The sequence below is a fragment of the Nocardia pseudovaccinii NBRC 100343 genome, assembly GCF_001613225.1.
Taxonomy (GTDB): domain Bacteria; phylum Actinomycetota; class Actinomycetes; order Mycobacteriales; family Mycobacteriaceae; genus Nocardia; species Nocardia pseudovaccinii.
This window is the reverse complement of the sequence record NZ_BDBY01000026.1, coordinates 1-20,056: the sequence shown is the minus strand read 5'-3', so window position 1 is coordinate 20,056 and position 20,056 is coordinate 1. Positions and strand designations below refer to the sequence as shown.

At 66.1% G+C, this 20,056-nt stretch carries 15 protein-coding genes and 1 pseudogene; 5 read left to right on the top strand and 11 right to left on the bottom strand.

Features of this window, described 5'->3' with window-relative positions; translation table 11 throughout:
• Window positions 1-23: 23 nt before the first annotated feature.
• The 6 genes and pseudogenes from NP3_RS02960 to NP3_RS02935 form a co-directional block, all read right to left on the bottom strand.
• A complete protein-coding gene (locus NP3_RS02960; protein ID WP_063037503.1) occupies window positions 24-1,037 on the bottom strand; it encodes a CgeB family protein in 1,014 nt (337 codons plus the stop codon).
• Entirely contained in the window at window positions 1,034-2,446 is a 1,413-nt protein-coding gene (locus NP3_RS02955) for a lipopolysaccharide biosynthesis protein (protein ID WP_084508078.1), read from the bottom strand. Before NP3_RS02955 ends, NP3_RS02960 begins: the two co-directional genes overlap by 4 nt.
• A gap of 106 nt (window positions 2,447-2,552) precedes the next feature.
• A pseudogene (locus NP3_RS02950) lies at window positions 2,553-3,713 on the bottom strand (glycosyltransferase family 4 protein); the annotation flags it as partial.
• On the bottom strand, window positions 3,710-4,786 hold the full coding sequence (locus NP3_RS02945) for a glycosyltransferase family 4 protein (RefSeq protein WP_063037501.1): 1,077 nt from the start codon (window positions 4,784-4,786) through the stop codon (window positions 3,710-3,712). The pseudogene NP3_RS02950 and the gene NP3_RS02945, both read right to left, overlap by 4 nt.
• A gap of 154 nt (window positions 4,787-4,940) precedes the next feature.
• On the bottom strand, window positions 4,941-5,528 hold the full coding sequence (locus NP3_RS51365) for an RNA-guided endonuclease InsQ/TnpB family protein (RefSeq protein WP_084508074.1): 588 nt from the start codon (window positions 5,526-5,528) through the stop codon (window positions 4,941-4,943).
• Complete coding sequence (locus tag NP3_RS02935) at window positions 5,471-6,373, bottom strand: helix-turn-helix domain-containing protein (protein ID WP_169814433.1); 903 nt, start codon at window positions 6,371-6,373, stop codon at window positions 5,471-5,473. The genes NP3_RS51365 and NP3_RS02935 overlap by 58 nt, the downstream gene beginning before the upstream one ends.
• Window positions 6,374-6,536: 163 nt before the next feature.
• Between NP3_RS02935 and NP3_RS02930 the strand changes: the two genes are divergently transcribed.
• The 4 genes from NP3_RS02930 to NP3_RS50220 all read left to right on the top strand — a co-directional run bounded on the left by NP3_RS02930 (window position 6,537) and on the right by NP3_RS50220 (window position 11,317).
• Window positions 6,537-7,889, top strand: a complete 1,353-nt coding sequence (locus NP3_RS02930; RefSeq protein WP_063037491.1) for a polysaccharide pyruvyl transferase family protein — start codon at window positions 6,537-6,539, stop codon at window positions 7,887-7,889.
• A 2-nt stretch (window positions 7,890-7,891) separates the two neighbouring features.
• A complete protein-coding gene (locus tag NP3_RS02925) occupies window positions 7,892-8,731 on the top strand; it encodes a glycosyltransferase family 2 protein (protein WP_157124023.1) in 840 nt (279 codons plus the stop codon).
• A gap of 154 nt (window positions 8,732-8,885) precedes the next feature.
• On the top strand, window positions 8,886-10,121 hold the full coding sequence (gene trpB / locus NP3_RS02920; protein WP_063037489.1) for a tryptophan synthase subunit beta: 1,236 nt from the start codon (window positions 8,886-8,888) through the stop codon (window positions 10,119-10,121).
• 32 nt (window positions 10,122-10,153) lie between these two features.
• Window positions 10,154-11,317, top strand: coding sequence for a hypothetical protein (locus NP3_RS50220; protein ID WP_245720779.1), 1,164 nt, complete (start codon window positions 10,154-10,156; stop codon window positions 11,315-11,317).
• On the opposite strand, the gene NP3_RS02910 is transcribed toward NP3_RS50220, so the two are convergent.
• From NP3_RS02910 to NP3_RS02890, 5 genes are all read right to left on the bottom strand, one after another.
• Window positions 11,285-15,532 (bottom strand): type I polyketide synthase, encoded by a 4,248-nt coding sequence (locus NP3_RS02910; protein ID WP_063037488.1) that lies wholly within the window; start codon window positions 15,530-15,532, stop codon window positions 11,285-11,287. The two genes, NP3_RS50220 and NP3_RS02910, sit on opposite strands and share 33 nt — an antisense overlap.
• Window positions 15,529-15,798 carry an acyl carrier protein gene (locus NP3_RS02905; RefSeq protein ID WP_063037486.1) on the bottom strand — a complete coding sequence of 90 codons (270 nt, stop codon included), beginning with the start codon at window positions 15,796-15,798 and terminating at the stop codon, window positions 15,529-15,531. The genes NP3_RS02910 and NP3_RS02905 overlap by 4 nt, the downstream gene beginning before the upstream one ends.
• A 14-nt stretch (window positions 15,799-15,812) precedes the next feature.
• On the bottom strand, window positions 15,813-17,480 hold the full coding sequence (locus tag NP3_RS02900; protein WP_063037484.1) for a fatty acyl-AMP ligase: 1,668 nt from the start codon (window positions 17,478-17,480) through the stop codon (window positions 15,813-15,815).
• Between the two features lie 184 nt (window positions 17,481-17,664).
• The gene (locus NP3_RS02895) at window positions 17,665-18,300 is read right to left on the bottom strand and encodes an MspA family porin (protein ID WP_063037482.1); all 636 of its coding nucleotides are present in this window, start codon (window positions 18,298-18,300) and stop codon (window positions 17,665-17,667) included.
• A gap of 99 nt (window positions 18,301-18,399) precedes the next feature.
• A complete protein-coding gene (locus tag NP3_RS02890) occupies window positions 18,400-19,509 on the bottom strand; it encodes a class I SAM-dependent methyltransferase (RefSeq protein ID WP_063037480.1) in 1,110 nt (369 codons plus the stop codon).
• A 14-nt stretch (window positions 19,510-19,523) separates the two neighbouring features.
• Here NP3_RS02890 and rfbC point away from each other — a divergent pair.
• The coding region (gene rfbC / locus NP3_RS02885; RefSeq protein WP_063037583.1) for a dTDP-4-dehydrorhamnose 3,5-epimerase at window positions 19,524-20,056 on the top strand (533 nt) is incomplete at its 3' end.

The following is a 20,056-nucleotide window of genomic DNA, read 5'->3' as shown; positions in this document are numbered from 1 at the left end:
GATTGTTCGCTCGCTGCGCTCGCTCATGAATGAGCCTCGAGTGCGTCCATGATCTCGCGCGCTCGGTCGACGTATCGGTGCCCGCCGTCGGCGATCCGCCGATATCCGGCCTCGGCGATCGCATCCGCCTTCTCCGGATGCCGCGCGCACCAGGCCAGGATTTCGCGCAGTTCGGTCTGATCGGCGAACAGGAAGCATTCGACGGTGTCGCGCAGAAGTTCCGCATGTTCGTCGGTGCGTTCGCCGACGAAAAGCCCACCCGCGGCGGGCACCTCGAAGGTGCGACAGGTGTGGGTGTCGCGGTTGTCGGAGTTGAGCAGCACCAGATTCGCGGTGACATCGGCGACCACGGCCGAATAGCGCGAACCGTAAACCGGGCCGCCCACCGTGGCGCGGGTGGTACGTAATTCCGGAACCCGCCGCCAGCCCGGACCGCGCACGAGCATCCGGTCACCGTGTTCGCGGGCCAGCGCGACCAGATCGGCCCGGCGATCGGGGCGGCAGACGCCGATGAAGCCGACCAGGTAGCGCGGTGTCCGTCCGCGCGCGGCCGGATAATGCCACGCCGGGTCGTAGGCGCTGCGGACGAAACCGACCGCCTTCGCGCCCCGATCGAGGAGTTCGGGCACATTGTGCTGCTTGGTGGTGACGATCAGATCCCAATCGGACTCGTGCGCAAGGTATTCCGGACTGATGTTCTCCGGATTGGCGACATCGTCGGGGCTGTAGTGCACATGCAGCCGCGCCGGGATGTCCAGCAACCTGCGCTGGTCGAGGTGCACGGCTTTAAACGCGAAGATCAGGTCCGGCTGGAACTGCGCTGCGGCACGGTCGATTTCGCCGTGCAGGTCGGTGACGGTCCACGGCGCGCGCCGCCGCGCGAACTTGGCATAGACCCACGGCGGCGACAGTCGTATCGGCAGGGTGACCGGGGTGGAGTCGACGACCACCACCTCGTGGCCCGCCTGCCGGAAGCCGTCCGCGAGCGAGCGCGCATTGCTGCCGACCCAGTCGTCCCCGACGAACAAGATCTTCACGCGGTGCCCTCCTCGCGCATCAGCACCACGGCGGGACTCGAGGCTACGGGCGCCGTGCGTTCGCGCACGATCAATGTGCGGACCCGCGCGAGATACCAGATAGCCGTACTGAATTCGACGAGCACACTGCCGTAGACGAGTGTCCAGACCGAATGAGTCCGAAAAGCAATGAACAGTGCGACGCCTGCGACACAGGTGCCGAGCACCGCACCGATGAGCACACCGGTGGTGTCCTGTCGCACCGGCAGCAGCGCCGTGGTGACGAACGAGGTGATCGTGGTAGCGGGCAGCATGAAGATCTCGACCCGCAACAGCCCGACGGCTCCGGTGAATTCATCACCGAAGACCAGCCGGATCAACAGCGGCGCGGCCAGCCAGACGGCCACGGCCGCGACGGTGGCGACACAGATGCAGGCCGCCAGCGCCAGCAGCGCGTGCCGCCAGAATCGGTGATCGGTGCTGCGCCTCGCCATGCGGGGCAGTAGCGCGAATCCGATGGGATCCAGGGTGGATTGGATCGCGCGCACGAGCCGATCGCCCGCCGAGTACAGACCGAGCGAAACCGTGTCCAGCACAGCCGAATACACCGCGGCCGCGCCCTGACCGTAGGACGTCACCAGCACCCGCGACGTGAGAACCGGTGCGCCCGTCCGCAATACGCTCTTGAATTGCCGGGGCGGCGCGGGCGGGCCGAAGGTGCGCAGCGAATCCCACCAGGTCAGCGCCACGGTGGGCACGGACGATATCAGCAGGCATAGCAGTGCGAGCTGCGCGCTCGGCATCCGGGGAAGTAGCCCGACGAGCAGGATCAGATAGCCGACCCGGCCGACCGCCTGATAGGCGGTCGACGCTCCGAACCGGCCCTGCCCGATCAGCAGCCAATCCTCCGAGACCGACCAGAATCCGCCCGCGAACAGGCCCAACAGGATCATGTCCACCTGCACCGACGCACTCGCCGCCAGACAAAGCAACAGGGCGATCCCGATGACGCCGAGGGTGCTCGCGCGGATCGCCAGATAATCGCCGCGCAATTGATTGATCATCTGCAGTCGCGCGCTCTCGCCGTCGCGTTCGCGCGAATCGTGCACCCGCGCGGCCAGGAACGAGGTGATGCCGAGATCCACGAGCAGCGAGCCGATGAAATACGACGACATACCGATTGCCAATAGGCCGAGGCCGTGTGCGCCGAGCACGCGCGCGATCAGCGGAACCGTGACGATCGTGATGACGTACTGTCCGTACTTGCCGAAGGTGACGTAGCCGATATCGCGCAGCACCCCGCCGAGGCCGTGTGATCGGTGCAGGCCGCCGCCGGGCGCGCCGCGTTCGTCCTTGCGATGGGCCCCGCCGGTGGCGGTCGGTGTCGGTGGTTCGGTGGGCTGGCCTGCGGCATGTTTGTGCTCAGACATGCGGAGTCCGTTCTCGCGGATTCTGGTGGCCCCCCGCGGCGGGAGCGACGGGCCCGGAGGCGGTAGCGGAGCGTGACCACGTAGGGCCCCGCGAGCGCCGCCGATTGGGTACGGCACCGTTGCGTTGGGTTATGGAATTCAGGAAGGTGGCGACGGTGTGCGCCGAAGCTTCGATGTCGAAATCCTTGGCGCGGGTGCGGGCCGCCGTGGCCAGGCGGGTGCGCAGCGCCGGATCGGCGATGAGGGTGTCGAGCGCGGTGGTGAGTTGTCGCTGATCGCCGCCGTCCACGAGCAGTCCGTTGACACCGGGTTCGACGATCTCGGCAGGACCGCCCGGTCCGGAAGCGATCACCGCGCAGCCCGCGTGCATACCCTCGACCACGACCTGTCCGAACGGTTCGGGAAGTACCGAGGAGTGCACAAGGATATCGGCGTCGCGCAGATAGCCTCCGGGATCGTCGACGTGTCCGGTGAAGGTGACCGGCAGTCCGAATTCCTGTGCCATGCGCGCCAATTCGGCTTGGTAGGGCTCCTCGTCGAAGAAGGTGCCGCCGATCAGAAAGATCTGTCGCGGTTGCACTTTCATCGCCGCGATGGCGCGCAGCAGCACGTCCTGGCCCTTCCACGGCGTCAGCCTGCCGACGGCGACGAGGACCGCTTCGGTGGGCGCACGCTGCGCGGCGCGCTCGATATCCTCGCCGAGTTCCACACCCGGATAGGCCACCACCGCCGGACGACGGCCGATCCGCAAGGTGCGCAAGGTGGTTCGGCTATTGGCAAGATAACCATGCGCCGTGAGTCGGCCGAGCAGCTGGATGACGACCGTCGGCAGTCGGCCGAAATAATCGACCGAGATCCGATCGTGCACCTGCCACACCAGCGGAATTCGCGCTCGTCGCGTCGCGATCGCACCCATCACCAAAGCCTTGGTGCTCTCGGCGATCAACACATCGGCACCCAGTTCGCGCGCGGTCGCACCGAGCGTCCAGCCCAATCGCAGCAGGGCGATGAATCCGGCGACCAGCCGCACCGGCCCGGACCCGATGGTCATGGCACGGCTGTCGAAAGCGCCACGCACGACGCGGGTCTCGACTCCGCGCGCCCGCATGCGTTCGACCATCGGGCCGTCCTCCGTATAGATCTGCGCGACATCGATGAGCCCCGGCTCACGCAGCGCGGCAAGTAACCGCAGCGTCGCCAGTTCCGCGCCCGACGGCGCCGCGGTATGCGCGAGAAAGAGGGCCTTGGTCGTCCTCGATGGGGTCATCGCCTTAATTCCTGATACATCGTGAGATGACGCTGCGCTGTGACATCCCACGAGAAAGTTTCCGCGTGGGCGCGACATTGTTCGGGCGTCGGCAGTGCACCGTTCAGTGCGGCCACGATCCGCGCGCCCAGTGCCTCGGCCTCCCCGGCGGGCACGATCAGCGAAGAATCCAGTCCGCGTACCGAATCCGGTAGTCCGCCACAGTCGGTGACGATCGGGGCACGACCCGCGGCGAGGGATTCCAGGGCGATCAGACCGAATCCCTCCAGCGCGATGGTCGGGACAACGGTGAGCGCGGCCCGTTCATAGAGTTCGGTGAGTTGTCGGTCGTCGACACTGCCCGCGAAGGTGATCGCACCGTCCAGCCCGGTACCGGCGGCCTGGGCACGCAATTCGCCCTCGGCGGTACCGGTTCCGACGAGGACGAGTTGAGCGTCCGGATGTTCGGCGAGCACGCCCGGCCAACAGCGCAGTAGCGTGTCGATGCCCATCCGGCGTTCGAGTCTGCGCACACACAGCACGGTTCGGCGGGTACCGGTCGGAATCGGTGCGGCTCGGAATCGGGTCAGATCTACACCGGGCGGGATGACCCGGATCCGGTCGGCCGGGACCCGATAGTCGTTGCCGAGTACTTCACGAAAGTGATTGGACAGCACTACGAATCGGTCCGCACCCGCATAGCGGATCCGCTCGAGCAGATACTTCGCCCGTGCACCGATTTCGCTCTGTCCGGTGAGGCGGCTCTCGGCGGCCCACGGTCCATGGAAGTGCACGACCAGCGGCACCCGCCCGCCACGCGCGAAGGCCACCGGACCATACAGCGCGAAGTGCCGGTCGAGGATATCCGCGCGGCCCAGTTCGGCCCGCTCCAGAAACGCGGAGCGGGCCCGGGTGATGGTCGAACCGCCGGTTCGTCCCCACGACCGAGCGCCGGGCGGATCATCGGCACCGGTCGTGCCGAATGCCGACGCCGAAACCTGTACGGCCGGTTGCCGTGCGAGTGCGTGGAATAGTTCGGTGAAATAACGATTGAGTCCGCCGGGGGCTACCGAAAACCATTCTGAACCCGTCATATGGACGCGCAATGCCCCGGTTGCTGGCGTCACCGCGGCCCCCTACTCTTGGCGATGCCGGGGCGAGTCCGCTACCTGAACTCGCTTCCCGCGCAACAGTCTACAGCGTGTCATCCAACTGGATGATTGGATAACGCCACCCTTTTCGGGTGTCCTAGACCACCGCCACGGATGTGGTGAGGGTGTCGGTTTCCGCGTCATCCGGGACGGTTTCACCCACACCGGAGTGTGGGCCAGCGCCGTCTCGTCGGCGGACATTGATGACCGGGGCTCGCGCTTCGGGCTCCCGGGCCTGGGTTTGATGATGTTTCTCGCCCCAGGCGGCGAGATTGATCGCGGCGTTGAGATCACGATCGAGGCGGTGACCGCAGTCGCAGGCGAAGACCCGATCCGCCAGCGTCAGTATGCGATTGCGAGTTCCGCAACGAGAACACATGCGACTGGACGGAAACCAGCGATCCGCGAACAGTACTTGTCCGCCGCGCCATTGCTGTTTATAGCTCACCAGGCGGGCGAACTCACCCCATCCGGCATCGCTGATGGCACGGGAAAGATGCCTATTGGCCAGCATTCCGGCGGTATTGAGGTCTTCCAGGACCAGCCGGTCGTGGGTATTGACCAGGCGGGTGGAGACCTCGTGTAGAAAATGCCGCCGCCGGGCAGCGACATGGGTGTGGTGCCGTGCTAATCGTGCGGTGGCCCGGCGCCGGTTGTTGGACCCCTGCGTTTTCGCGCCACGGATTTGGCCAGGCGGCGCTGCCGCCGCAGTCCCGCCGCCAGGGCGCGTGGGGCGTCGATGACGCGATCGAGTTCGCGGCCGTCACTGGTGGCGGCGACAAGAAACACCGACAGGCCACGATCGGTCCCGACCCACCCACCGTGATCCTGCGGCGCGCGTGGTGGGTGCCGTCGATCCGAGTGCAGATCGGCGGCTTCGACATTCACACTGACATGCCAGCGGCCCGCCCGGCGCGTGACGGTGACGAAAAGGATCTTCGCGCGCCCGCTGGCCAGCATCCGGCGCAGTCGGCGAGTATCCTCGCGGACCCGGATCGTTCCGAGCACCGGTAGCGTGATCGACCGGGTAATTGCGCGGTCCCCGACTTTGATCGATGACCGCCCACGCGATGAATTCCTGTTACGAATCCGGAATCGTTGGGTGGTATCGGTTTTCTTCTTGAACCGCGGGAACCCGACCCGGCGTCCACGCCGGATACCCGAACGTGAGGCCGACCAACCTGCCAGCGCTCGCCCGCAGTCGACTGCGGCTTCCTCGAACACCTGCTGGCACACCTCATGTCGCCAGGCCAGCCCCGTCACCACTACCGTCGCCACCCCGCCTGAGTCGACGGGGAACATGCGTCCGGCAGCCTCGGACTTCTTCCAGGTGTTGATGTGGTTGATCAGATCGAAACCCGACCACGGCACCACCACCTCTGGATTGGAATCTCGCGCGGTCAGCGCGGATTTCACCGCAGCCAAGCACTGGTTGTATGCCAACCGAGCAGCACCCGCGTGCCGGGCAAGCGCCGTGTGCTGCTCGACCGTCGGGTCGAGACAGAACTGAAAGCAGGTGTGCCGCACCATGAAACGCAGCATCGCACAAGCCACCGACAAGTTCCGGCGACAGTTCTGGCGTGCTGGCCCACATCGATCGAGTGGGGTAGATTTCACACGAGTTCGTGCCGGGCACGGACCGACCCGCGGGGGACCAGCGGGAGGGACTAGAACAGTGGGGACCAAGGGGTCTGTGACTGAGCACATCGATATCGCCGAACGTGAGATCCGGGTGCTCGTCGAGAACGGCGAGTACTGGCTGCGCAATCGCGGCGATATCGCGATGATGGTGGTCACCGTCGAGCGGATCCGCGCGCATTGGCCGCGGGCGCGCATCGGTGTGCTGACCCACCAACCCGGCGTACTACAGGGGCTGATGCCGGAGGTCGAGCCGATCTGCGGGCCCGATTGGCGCTGGGGATCCGACGGCTGGCTTGGAGTGCTATCGCGCACCGCGGGCACGAAAGTGGTTGGCCCGGCGGCATTGTGGTGGCGGGCGACCACGGATGGACCGAAGGATCGGCTGCGCGCCATCCGCACCCGGGGTCGTGGCGAGTCCGATGATGCCGCGACGAATCCGGTAGCACCGGAACTCGAATTCCCGGTGGAGATTCCGGCGGCGGTCGAACAGGCCTCGCTGGTACTCGCGATCGGCGGCGGCTATATGACCGATGTCGACCGCTATCAGGCGCACCGCACCCTCAACCTGCTCGAATACGCCTCCGCACGCCGCATCCCGTCGGCGCTGATCGGTCAGGGCATGGGACCGATGCGCGACCCATATCTGGTCCGCCGAGCCGAGGAGGTGCTGCCGAAGGTCGATTTCGTCGCGCTGCGCGAAGGGCGGCGCGGCCCGGAGTTGCTCGGTAAATTCGGCGTCGAGTCGGATCGGGTGCTGGTCACCGGTGACGATGCGGTCGAATTCGCCTATCGCAGTCGCGATGCCAGGATCGGCACCGAGATCGGCGTCTGTCTGCGTGTCGCGGATTATGCGAAGGTCAGCCTCGAAGCCCAGGGGATCGTCGGGCAGGTGGTGCGCACTCGCGCCGCGGAGTTGGATGCCGGGCTGGTGCCGCTGATCATCTCCGAATACGCCTCGGAGGACCGGCTTTCGACGTTGCCGCTGCTGGCTGGGGCGGACAAGGCGCTGCCACCGGTCGGTCGCGGTGGCACCCCGGCGGATGTGGCCCGGCAGGTCGGGCGGTGTCGCGTATTGGTGACCAGTGCCTATCATCTGGCGGTCTTCGCGCTGTCCCAGGGGATTCCGGCGGTCGGTATCACCGCCTCGGAGTATTACGACGACAAATTCCACGGGCTGGCGCAGATGTTCGGGACCGGACTGCGCGTGGTGCATCTGAACGATCCCGAACTGGAACAGGAATTGACCATGGCGCTGGATGAGCTGTGGGACGATGCACCTGCGCTCCGGGATCCTCTGCAACAGCGGGCCGTCGAACAGATCGATGCGGGCCGGAGTGGTTTGGCGCGCGTATTCGGATTGGTGGAAAACGGACCGGTTCGGCCGGTCCCACGATCAGGGGGATAGCTGTGGTGACGACGCTGTCGGTCTGCGTTCCGGCCTACAACTCCGGCCGGACGCTAGCCACAACCCTGCGATCGATCCTCGATCAGGATGCGGAATTCGAACTGGTCGTCCTGGACAATGCGAGTACCGATGATACGTCGGAGGTGGCGAGATCGTTCGACGATCCACGAATCCGATTGCTGCGCAACGACACCGTGCTGGCCATCGGCGACAACTGGGACAAGGCGATCCGAGCTTGCGCCGGGAAATTCGTCAAGGTCGTCTGCGCAGACGATGTACTGCGTCCCGGTGCGATCACCACCCAACTCGAGGTGATGACCGATCCGTCGATCGCCATCTCCTCCAGCCGTTTCGAGGTGATCGATGAGGCGGGGGAGGTGCTGGAGACCGAACTCGGATTGGCCGGGCTGCTCGGCAGACAGACCCCACGTGCCTTGGCGCGCACCATCGTGCGCCGCGGCCCCGCCGACTTCGGACCGACAGCGGCGGCCATGTTCTACCGCGAGCACTACGACCGCGTCGGCGGTTTGCGCGGTGACCTGGTCTTTCCCATGGACGTCGACCTGTTCGCGCGGGTCTCGTCCTTCGGCGCCTTCTTCGGCATGACCGAAATTCTGGCCGCCTGGCGCAATTCGTCGTTCAACCTGTGCAGCCAGACCTCCACCGTCAGCAAACTGACCGATATGTATCGCTTCCATCACCGCATCGCCAACGACTACCCGGATCTGGTTCACCGCGGCGATGTGCTCGCCGGTGATGCCCGCCTCGCCAAGGCGGCACTGCATCGCCTGCGCGTCCGTACCGTAGCCACCGTCCGCAACCGCCCGGATTTGCTGGTCTGACACATGAACTGGCAGTTTCGCCGGACTGCCGATGTGGTGAATCCCGATTCGGCAAACTAAAGAGACTGTTAACTAATCCGTTGCGGGCGCGCGCCCTGCGGCGAGTCGAAGTAGACAGGTTGCTGGGGACTCGCGGCAGGAAGCGTTGGTGTGGATGGTTATTGATCATGTGTCGCGGGGCGCGTTGCTATCCAGCACACTTCCGGACGAGCGCGGGCGGTTCGGTGAGTTCGGCGGCAGGTACGTTCCCGAAGGTCTGATGGCCGCGCTGTTGGAATTGGAACAGACGTATGCGCTGGCGCGGACCGACGCCGGATTCCGCGACGAACTCCGCGAATTGCTCCGCACCCGGGTCGGCCGTCCCACGCTATTGCATCAAGTGCCGCGCTTCGCGGAGTTGCTCGCGGTGCCAGGCGTGCGGGTCTATCTGAAACGCGAGGATATGACCCATACCGGTGCGCACAAAATCAATAACGCACTGGGCCAGGGATTGCTGGCCAAGCGGATGGGCAAGACCCGGATCATCGCCGAGACCGGCGCCGGTCAGCACGGAGTCGCGGTGGCGACCGTCTGCGCGATGCTCGGCATGGCGTGCGTCATCTATATGGGTGCACACGATATGCATCGCCAGGCCTCCAATGTCATGCGGATGACGCTGCTCGGCGCCGAGGTGCGTCCGGTGGAGACCGGCAGCCGCAGACTCAAGGAGGCCATCAGCGAATCGGTGCGCGATTGGGTGTCGAACCTCGACACCACGCACTACCTGTTCGGCACCTCGGCCGGGCCCGCACCGTATCCGATGATCGTGCGCGATCTGCAAACCGTCATCGGCCGCGAGACCCGGCTGCAGATCCTGAAATCCGAAGGCCGACTACCGGATTACCTCGTGGCGTGTGTCGGCGGCGGCAGCAATGCCATCGGCCTGTTCCACCCCTTCGTCGATGAACCGGACGTTCGGTTGATCGGTGTCGAGGCCGCGGGCCTCGGTGTCGAAACCGGGGTTCACGCCGCCACCCTCAGCGCGGGCAGTCCCGGCGAAATGGACGGCGCCTACAGCTATCTGCTGCAGGACGACGACGGACAGGTCACGCCGACTCACAGCATCGCCGCGGGCCTCGACTATCCGGGCGTCGGCCCGGAACTCAGCTACCTCAAGGACATCGGTCGCGTCACCTACCGCACCGCCACCGACGCCGTGGCTCTGCGCGGTCTACACGCGCTGACGCGCACCGAAGGCATCATTGCCGCCCTCGAATCCGCCCACGCCGTCGGGTATGTCCTCGAACTGGCCGAACGCGGTGATCTGCCCGCCGACTCGATCGTGGTACTCGGCCTCTCCGGGCGCGGCGATAAGGATCTCGCCATCGCGGCGCAGCGACTGCCGGGATAACCGATTCGCCCGACGGATGCCAGGATGGCCGAATGACAAACGGGGCGAACCGAATTGCCGAGCACACCGTCGAGCTGATGATGGACTACGGTCAGTTCTGCATAGACGGCGGTCTCGGCGATCCGGATACCGAGCCCGACCTGCTCGATCAGGCATTGGCGCAGCGGCCGTGCGCGGGCGACGGTGCCGCACTGCTCGTGCTGAGCCCGCATCAGAACAATTTCGAGATGTCGATCGCGGTGCAGGTGTGGGATGGCAGGCCGCCGAACGATCGCGACGACTGGCAGCAGGTGTGCGAAGGTCGACTGCGGGTGGATTCCGGTGGTGCACTGAGCATTTCGTCAATCGATATGTGGGCAGACCCGTGTCCGATACCGTCCGGCGACTATTTGATCGAAGTCAGCGGTCGCGGATTCGTGAACTACGGATGGCCGGGGACCACGACGCCGGGTGATATCTGGCGGATTCGGTTGTGGCCCGATGATGGTGGCGATCTGCTGCCGCACCGACAGTGGGATATGCCGGGATACGGCATCCCGGAAAACGTGCCGATACCCGAGCCGACCGCGGCGGAGGAATCCACGGAGCCGCAGTGGATTGTCGTCATGGACTCCACCGGTGCCCGGCGCGTCGAGGTCGCTGACCTCGAGGCGCAGGCTGCGGCGGCCCAGCGCGTGGCATGGGGCGGCGATCCGATACCGGAATTGCGCGAATACTTCTCGGCGGCGGAGCTGGCTCGCTTCGACCGTCCGCTCGCCGAGGCGATCGCCGCCATGGATGAGCCGAGCTTGCGAGGGCTGGCTCGACGGTGCGCGATCAAGGCGTGCGAGTTGGCCGGTATCGCCGAAAGACCCTGGGTGGCAGAGGCGTTGACCGCATTGGGCGATGGGAAACCGCTACCCGCACCGTTCGATGACATGCCGTCCGCCTTCGAGCGTCTGGACGAGGAGGAGTTCGGACCCGTCGAGAACAATTCGCGGCAACTCGTCGCAACGATCGTCGAGTCGACGCGTTCGCAGGCGAATCCCTTCGATAACGGTCCCGTGCATCGCCCCTACTTCGCATTGAGCGTCATCGAGCACGCGACGAACCCGGACGCTTTGGCCGCAGCGATAGCCGCACTGCATACCGCCGCACTCACCTTCGGTGCCGACGCCCCGGTACTATTCGCCGAAATCAGCAGCGAGTTCCGCTGAGCGAGCTGACCGAAGCAGGGCCAACTCCTCCGCGAGGATCTTCACCGTGTCGCGAATCTGGTCCTCGGTGTGGCATGCGGTGACGAAGAACCGCAGGCGGGCAAGGTTTTCCGGGACCGCAGGGTACAGAATCGGGTTGACGTTGATGCCGCGGCGCAGCAGCGCGTTCGACAGTGTCAGCGTCCGCATCGAGTCGCCGATGATGCACGGGATGATCGGTGTGTCCGCGCTGTCACCGGTGTCGATACCGGCATCGCGAGCCAGGCGCAGGAACAGTTGTGCGTTGTGCCGCAGGCGATCCAGCGGTGTGCGGTCGGTGCGCAGCTGACGGATCGCGGCCGCCGATGCGGCCGCGTTCATCGGGGTCATGCCGACGCTGTAGACGAATCCCGGTGTGGTGTATTTGAGGAAGCGGATCAGCTCGGCGCTGCCCGCCACATAACCACCGCAGCCGGCCAGCGCCTTCGATATGGTGCCCGACCACAATTCGACATCGCCGCGATCGACGCCGAAGTATTCGCCGATCCCGCCACCGTGTTCGCCGAGCACACCGATGCTGTGCGCCTCATCGATCATCAACAGCGCCTGATGCTTCCGCTTGACCTCGATGATCGCGGGCAGATCCGGAATATCGCCGTCCTGGCTGTAAACACCCTCGATCAGGATCAGCACACGGCGATACTGGTGCCGGATATCGGTGAGCAACTGGTCCAGTGCCGCATGGTCGTTGTGCGGGAACGGCCGCCGCGTCGCACCGGAGAGTTTGCAGCCCTGCAGGATGCTGTCGTGCGCGAGGCTGTCGTGGATCACCAGATCCTCCGGCCCGACAATGTGCCCGATGATTGTGACGTTCGTCGAATGGCCGCCGACGAGTGCGATCGCATCCTCGGTGCCGAGCAATCCGGCGAGTTCGGCCTCCAGTTCGCGGTGCACCGGCTTCTCACCGGAGAGCACGCGGCTGGCCGAACACGAACTGCCGTAGCGCGCGACCGAATCCTGAACTGCCGTCACGACCGCCGGATGACCGGACAGGCCCAAGTAGTTGTAGCTGGAGAAGTTGAGCACCGGCGCGCCGTCGATCACCGAGGTGTCCCGGGTGACGCCGTCGTTGATCAGGAAATACGGATTCGACAGCCCGAGCGCCTCGCCGCCTGAAAGCCGATCCGCGATCGCCCGCACCTCGGCGAAGTCGGAGATCCGATACTCCGGCGCGACGGTTGCGCGCTCGGGTTCCGGCGCGGCGGGCGCGGGCGCACCGGTGACCTGATCCGCGACATAGCCGATGACATCACCCAGGGTCGTCGTCGCCGTGAACCAGCTCGGATCGATGGTCAGTCCGGGAAGTTTGCGGACGAGTCCGCCGAACAGGTCGGTGAGCATGATCGAATCGAGTCCGACGCCGTCGGTGATCGTCCGGTCGTCCCGCAACAGGTCGGCGGGGAAGCCGCTGACCCGGGCCACCTCCGCGCGCACAATGGCGGCGACCGCCTCCGGGCTGACCGACGATCGCTCGGTGTCCGGTGTCCGGATCTCGGTGGATCCCGTCGCGACACTGGCCAATACGGCGGCCTGCTCGCGGAAGAGTGCGATCAATTGATCCATAGTGGTTGTTGCCTCAGGTGTTGTGGAAGTCGTTGTGTGGGTGGGGGGTTCGACCCAGAATCGGTGTTCGGTCGAGAACTCGTAGGTCGGCAGGCGGCGACGGACTCGTTGCGCCGATGCGTAGAGTCGATCCCAATCGGGGGCGAATCCGTCGCGGTACAGCGCGGCAAGGGTCTGCGCGAATTCGGCGCCGGTCGCACCCGGTCCGGGGCTTGGCGCGAGGCAGCGCGCCGCCAGCTCGGGCCGAATCCGGCCGACCAGCGCCGCCAGCACCTTTCGCGGGCCGACCTCGATGATATGGCTGGGCTCGGTGCCTAGTGCTCCCGCTACCGCGTCGGCGAATCTGACAGTGGCACAGACGTGTTCGGTCCAGTACGCGGCGTCCATGAGCTCGCAAGCATCGAGCAGGCGGCCGCGCACGGTCGAATAGACGGGAATATTCGGTGCACGATAGACGCAGTCCCGGGCGATGGCCTCGAACTCCGCCAGCATCGGCTCCATCAGCGGGCTGTGGAACGCATGGGAAACATTGAGCGCCTTCGTGATCACCGCACGTGCGTCGAGTGCCGCGCGGATCCGCTCGATCGCCGCGACCGGACCCGAGAGCACGAGATCTGCCGCACCATTGACGGCGGCGAGCGCAACCAAGGGTTCCTCGGCGAGGAGATCGGCCACCCCGTCCTCGGCCGCGCGTACCGCGAGCATCGCGCCGCCCGTGGGCAACTGCTGCATCAGCCGTCCGCGCGCGACCACGAGCCGACACGCGTCGTCGAGGTCGAAAACTCCCGCGACGGCCGCGGCCGCGAATTCGCCGATGCTGTGCCCGATGAGCCATGCGGGCCGCACGCCCGCGTCGGCGAGTGTCCGAGCGAGTGCGTATTCCATCGCGAAGATGGCGGGTTGTGCGAGGTCGGTGCGGTCGATATCGGTGCTCTCATCGAGCAGCAGGTCGCGCACCGAGCGACCCAGGTGGTCGATCATGCAATCGTCGACCGCCCACAGGGCGTGCTGGAACGACGGGTTCGCCGCGTCCAATGCCCGTGCCATACCGGCGAATTGCGAGCCCTGACCGGTGAACATCCAACCGGTGCCGACCGCTTGTGCCACACCGATTTCGGGTTCGCCCCGCAGGCGTGCGATAGCGTCGCCACGATCGGCCGCGACAATCGCCATTCGCGTGCGGCCGGAAGACTTGACCTGGTTGCTGGTCCAGCACAGCTGTGCGAACCGATCCTCCGGTACCGTCGCCAACGCGTCGGCGAGTCGAAGCGCGTTGCGTCGCAGTCCTTCCTGATCATTCGACGACAGCGTGAGTACGCCACCACCGGCCGCAGTCGGAGCTTGCTTCGCGGGTGCGCTCGCCAGCACGATGTGCGCATTCGTGCCGCCGATCCCGAAGCTGCTGACCCCGCCGAGCGCCGGTCCGTGCAGCGGCATCGGTTCCGCGACCAGGCGCAGACCATGGTGACTCATCCGCAGCCGGGGGTTTTCCTGTTCGGCGAATCTCGTCGGCGCGACCACACCGTGGTGCAGGCCGAGCGCGACCTTGATCAGTCCGGCGACGCCCGCAGCGCCCTCGGTATGGCCGAGATTGCCCTTGATGGATCCGATCCCGCAGGGTTCGGCACGGTTCGCCCCGTGCAGGGCGCCGAGCGCCTTGACCTCGATCATGTCACCGAGAATCGTTCCGGTGCCGTGTGCTTCGATGAAGTCCACGTCTTCCGGCCGCACACCGGCCCGCTGATACGCCTCGGTGATGACCTGCTGCTGTGCCCACCGGTTCGGCGCGGTGATGCCGTTGCTGCGGCCGTCGGAATTGACCGCGCTGCCTTTGATCACCGCGTAGACCGGCAGACCCTCGGCCACCGCATCGGCCAGGCGCCGCAGCACGAGCACGGCGACGCCCTCACCGCGCACGATCCCATCGGCATTGCCGCTGAACGGTTTACAGCGGGCATCGGGCGCGGACAGGCCCGCCTGGGTGTAGAACACGCCGACGGCCGGGGTGAGAACAAGGTTCACGCCACCGGCGACCGCCTGATCGCATTCGCCGGAAGCCAGTGCACCACAGGCGAGATGGATGGCGACCAGCGATGACGAACAGGCGGTATCGACCGCGATACTCGGACCGCGGAGATCGAGTTGATAGGACAGCCGGTTCGCGGTCATGAAATACCCGTTGCCCGAACCGTGCTGCGGTGTGATCGCGGCATAGTCGCTCATCTGCAGATTCGCCCACTCGTTGGCCATCACACCGACGAAAACTCCGGTGCGCGAACCGGACTGGGCTCGCGGATCGAGAGTGGCGTCCTCGAAGGCGCGCCAGGTGGCCTGCAGCAGCAGGCGCTGTTGCGGATCCATCGCCTCGGCCTCGCGCGGCGCGATGCCGAAGAATTCGTGGTCGAATGCGTCCGCGTCTTCGATGAATCCGCCGCTGCGGGTGTTGATGGTGCCGGGTCCACCGGCGGGGTCGTGGAGGTCGTCGGCATGCCAGCGGTTCGCGGGCACCTCCGCGATGGCGTCGCGTCCGTCGATCAGCATCTGCCACAGCGCATTGGGATCCGCTGCCTGCGGAAATCGGCAATCCAGTCCGACGATGGCGATATCCGTCATGCGACTTCGGCGAGTTCGGTGGTCAGAAATTCGGCGATATCGGTGATGGTGGGGTAGTCGAAAACCATGGTCGGGTCGAGATCGAGCTGCCAGCGGTCCTCGATCTCGCCGCACAGACTCACCGCGGAAACGGAGTCGAGACCGAGTTCGGCGAGCGGCACGGCCGGGTCCACCTGGTGCGGGGCACGGTTGGTGTAGTCGGCGATGCGCGTCACGAGCCAGCCCTCGATCGTGGTCGAGCGGGCAAAGGTGTTGGTGGTGAACAAGTTCGACTCCTGATTCAGACGGTCAGTGCTCGGTTCAGTGCCGGTTCGAGATCCTCGTGCAGTACGCCCTCGATGCGGTGCTGGAGGAACGCATCGCGCATCGAGCCGCGCTGCACCTTGCCGCTGGTGGTGCGATGCACCGCACGGCGCTCTACCAGAACGACATTCGGCGCGGGCACATCGAAGCCACGTGCCACGGCGACCTTGATCGAGGAGGTCAGCTCGGCCAGCGTCGAGCCAGCGAGCCGTGCGGGCTGCACGCCCTGCACCACGACCATTCGCTCCCTGCCGCCCGCGTCCACGGCGACGGCCACTCCGGCACTGTCGGCGAGCGCGGGATGCAGCTCTTGCACCAGTTCTTCGACATCCTGGGGATAGACATTGCGGCCGTTGATGATCAACAGGTCCTTGCGGCGACCCGTGACGAACAACTCGTTATCGCGCAGCAGACCGAGGTCACCGGTGCGCAGGAATGGTCCCTCGGTGCCGATATGGGCGTCGAAGGTGTCCACGGTCTCGGCGGGACGGTTCCAATAGCCTGCGGCGACACTGTCACCTCGGATCCAGATTTCGCCGACCGTGTTGTCCGGCAACTGCTCTCGCGTGTCCGGGTCGACGATGCGGATATCGAGACCGCGGGCGGGCGAACCGCAACCGACGAGCCGGGCGCCGCTTTCGGAGTCCAGATAGACCGGTGCCGCATCGACCGCTCCGACGCTGGCCAGCAATGTCACTTCGGCGAGGCCGTACGCGGGCAGGAATGCCGTGGGCCGCAGACCCGTCGGCGCGAACCGCTCGAGCACCGCCGTCACGGTCCGCTCACGGACCGGCTCGGCCCCGCACAGCGCGATCGTCAGGGTGCTGAGATCGAGTTCGGCCAACTGCTCGTCGCTGACCCGCCGGAGGATCAGGTCGTACGCGAAATTCGGTGCGGCAGTGATGGTTGCCCGGTATTTGTCGATGGCCTGCAGCCAGCGGACCGGACGCTTCAGGAAGGTCGTCGGCGCCATGAATACGAGATTCCCGCCGCCGTAGACCACCGCGAGCAGCAGGCCGATCAGCCCCATATCGTGGAAATGCGGGATCCAGCTGACGGCGGTCGTCGATTCACCCAGTCCGATCGCCATGATGGCGGCCTCGTTGTGCATGAGGTTGCCGTGCGTCACGACGACACCCTTCGGTGTGCCCGTCGAACCCGATGTGTACTGCAGGAAGGCGATCGTCGCGGAATCGATGTCGGGCATGCGCCAGGCGTCCGGGTCGCCGAGCGGATCGTCGGTGGCGACGACGGTCGCCGTGGTGGCCGCCACGACCAGCGGTCGCACATCGGCGCTGGTGAGCACCAGCTGGGCACCGGAGTCCGCGATTATGCCGCGAACCCGCTGCGCGCTGCTCTCGTAGTGCGGCAGCGGCGCCGGGACGGCCACGACACCGGCGTACAAACAACCGAGAAAAGCCCGTAGAAAGGCCATGCCGTCCTGATAGAGCAGCACGACCGGCTGCTCGGCTTCTCGACGTGTCGCCAGCCAAGCGGCCACGGCCCTGGCATCGCGATCGAGTTCGCGGTAGGTGACGATCTCCTCGACGAACTCGCGACCGACCTCACGCAGATAGGTGTACGACCTCGTATCCCCGTATTCGCATACCTGCCGACGGACTTGGTGAACGTAGCTCGGCTGCATACAGGGGATTCCTCCGGGAGATCGGAAACGGGAACACGAACAACTTTCCGGTGTCCGCGCCCCGCGGAACAGAGACCTCAGGGATCGCCCAGCAAACCCGAGGGTGGGCAATTCTCACCCCAGGGTGCCCACACAGCAGTGTGGCGCCCGATGACCGGACGCCACACTGCTGAGCACTGCGGACTCAGATGGTCCAGAGCGTGCCGTAGGTGTACACCGCATCTCCGTTGGCGCTGATCACCCGCACGAACGGGCGAATGGTCGTCTGACCGAGCACGCCGGTGACGGTACCGTGGAAGCCGGACATCCGGATGAAGCCCTCCGAGCCGGAGACGTCGCCGCCCGTGCATTCGAAGGTCTGGATGCCGGGCCCGAAACCAACCTCGAGCTCGACGCCCGCGCGCGGAATCAGTCCGTTGAGCTTGAGCACCGATCCGTCGGCGCCACCGAGATCGAGACCGAGGTCCGGCGTGTACCACTGGAACCGGATCCGGCCGTTTACCGTGGCCGGATATCCGACCTGGTATCCCACCGTGATGTGGCCCGACCAGTCCTGGGCGTTCGGTCCGGAGATGCGGTAGGAGGCCTCCCCGTTGTGGAACCACTCGCGGGTCAGCGGATTGCCGTCCAGCGGTGGAACGAAATCGATCCGGGTATCGGATTGAATCGCCTCGACCGTCCGATCCTGCCGATCGACGATCTGACTGGTGCTATCGATCGCCGCGGATGCGGCGCCGGTGGTAAAGGCCAGACCCGAAGCCGTTACCGAGGCCAGTATGAACGCGCGCAGACTCCGGCTACGGAGTGTGTTCTCCCTCATCAGTATTTCCCCTCAGGTTCCCCAATAACAGATGTCTCTACAGCAAAACGCGCAACGCCGACGCCGATCCCGCTACGACGGCGAACTCACGGCATATGTTCACCGCCCTTCCGAGGGGCCAGCCGGGTCGTCGACGACCCAGCGGCCGTCGAGCTCGGGAAACCTGGCACGGACCTCCGTGAGCAGATCGCGCAATGTCAGCAGCACGAAATCCGGTCGGGCGGAGACGAGTTCGGCCGGAGAGATGATCGGGATGTCGGTGCCCGGCATCCGGCGGCCCTGTTTGGCCGGTGAGGCATCGGCAACCGCGGCGATCAGTCCGCGGTGCACTCCGGCAATGCTGAAGAGCGCGACCGCGCGCGACGCCGCCCCATAGGCGTACACCCGTCTGCGGCGCGCCGCCATCGCCTCGAGCCAGCGGCGCAGGAGTCGGGCATGCTCGTCGGTCGTGCGCTGAAGGCCCTGTAGCGCAACGAGATCGGTGTACTCGGCTTCGGCGGCGCGAATCGCGCGCACCGAACCGTCCGGTTCGACCGCGCCGTGCACCGCGCCGATCAGGACGGTGCCGCCGTACAGGTCGAATTCCCACGCCGTCGCCACACTCATCCCGGCGGCCTCGAGCAATCGGCGCAGTGCGCCGAGCGAGTAGTACGCGAAATGCCCGTGCCGCAATGCATTCCACTGACCACCGGCGACAATCGTGGCCAGCGAGTGGTACTGGAGCAGCAGCAGACCCGTCGGTGCGGTCGCCGCGGCCCGCTGCGCGAAGGCGGCCCGCTGATCCGGCTCGTGCATGATGCCGAAGCAGTCGAGCACTACATCGGCGACCCCGTCGGCGGATTCGAACCCGCGCCCCGCGAGCAATGGCAGCCAGGTACCGCCGTGCGGACTGCCGAATTCGCGCACGGTCCGCCCGCGCAACAGCCCGGCGCGCGCCACCCGTGCCACCGCGTCGGCGGCCTGATCGCGCAGCGCCTGCGGCTCGATACCGCGCGGCTCAGCGGTGCGGGTGTCGTCATCGGCCAATTGCGCCAGCCCGCAGGCGCCGCAGACATCCATGCGCAGCGGATGCGCGGTCTCGGTGGTTTCGATCGCACTGCCCGCGAGCGGAAAGTGGTCGGCGGCAGGAACTTTGCCGAGATCGAGCACCGGGGTGAGTTCGGAACTCGAGCAGCCGCGGCAACCGCGGCCCGGGACCGCGCCGTTCATGACACGATGGCCTGGTGCGCATCGAACACACCGATCTCGCCGATGTCCTGGTGCTGGTGCCCGAACCCTTCCGGGACGACCGCGGCCTGTTCACCCGCACCTTCGACGCCACGGAGTTCGACGCCCACCTCGGCGCACCCGGTACGGCGGCCGCATTCGTGCAGGATTCGCAATCCCGTTCGGCACGCGGAGTCATCCGGGGCATGCACGGACGATCCAGGCGCGGTGAGGCGAAGCTGGTGCGCTGCGCGCACGGCGCGGTGTACGACGTGCTGGTCGATATCCGGCCGGATTCGCCGAGTTTCGGGCGGCAGCAGGCATTTCGACTCGACGACACCGAATTTCGGCAACTCTACGTGCCGCCGGGCTTCCTGCACGGCTTCCAGGCGCTCACCGCGGCCGCCGACGTCTGCTACCGGATCGACCGTCCGCACGATCCGACCGAGGATATCGGCGTCGCCTACGACGATCCGGAACTGGCCATCGCCTGGCCGCTGCCGGTCACCGTGGTCTCGGCCCGCGATCGAGCTGCCGGTAGTTGGCGCCA

What these genes read in the sequence shown, in the direction of transcription:
- NP3_RS02955 (WP_084508078.1), bottom strand. Translation starts at nt 2,446, where the DNA reads ATGTCTGAGCACAAACATGCCGCAGGCCAGCCCACCGAACCACCGACA.
- NP3_RS02945 (WP_063037501.1), bottom strand. Translation starts at nt 4,786, where the DNA reads ATGACGGGTTCAGAATGGTTTTCGGTAGCCCCCGGCGGACTCAATCGT.
- NP3_RS02935 (WP_169814433.1), bottom strand. Translation starts at nt 6,373, where the DNA reads ATGGTGCGGCACACCTGCTTTCAGTTCTGTCTCGACCCGACGGTCGAG.
- trpB (WP_063037489.1), top strand. Translation starts at nt 8,886, where the DNA reads ATGGTTATTGATCATGTGTCGCGGGGCGCGTTGCTATCCAGCACACTT.
- NP3_RS50220 (WP_245720779.1), top strand. Translation starts at nt 10,154, where the DNA reads ATGACAAACGGGGCGAACCGAATTGCCGAGCACACCGTCGAGCTGATG.
- NP3_RS02910 (WP_063037488.1), bottom strand. Translation starts at nt 15,532, where the DNA reads ATGACGGATATCGCCATCGTCGGACTGGATTGCCGATTTCCGCAGGCA.
- NP3_RS02900 (WP_063037484.1), bottom strand. Translation starts at nt 17,480, where the DNA reads ATGCAGCCGAGCTACGTTCACCAAGTCCGTCGGCAGGTATGCGAATAC.
- NP3_RS02895 (WP_063037482.1), bottom strand. Translation starts at nt 18,300, where the DNA reads ATGAGGGAGAACACACTCCGTAGCCGGAGTCTGCGCGCGTTCATACTG.
- NP3_RS02890 (WP_063037480.1), bottom strand. Translation starts at nt 19,509, where the DNA reads ATGAACGGCGCGGTCCCGGGCCGCGGTTGCCGCGGCTGCTCGAGTTCC.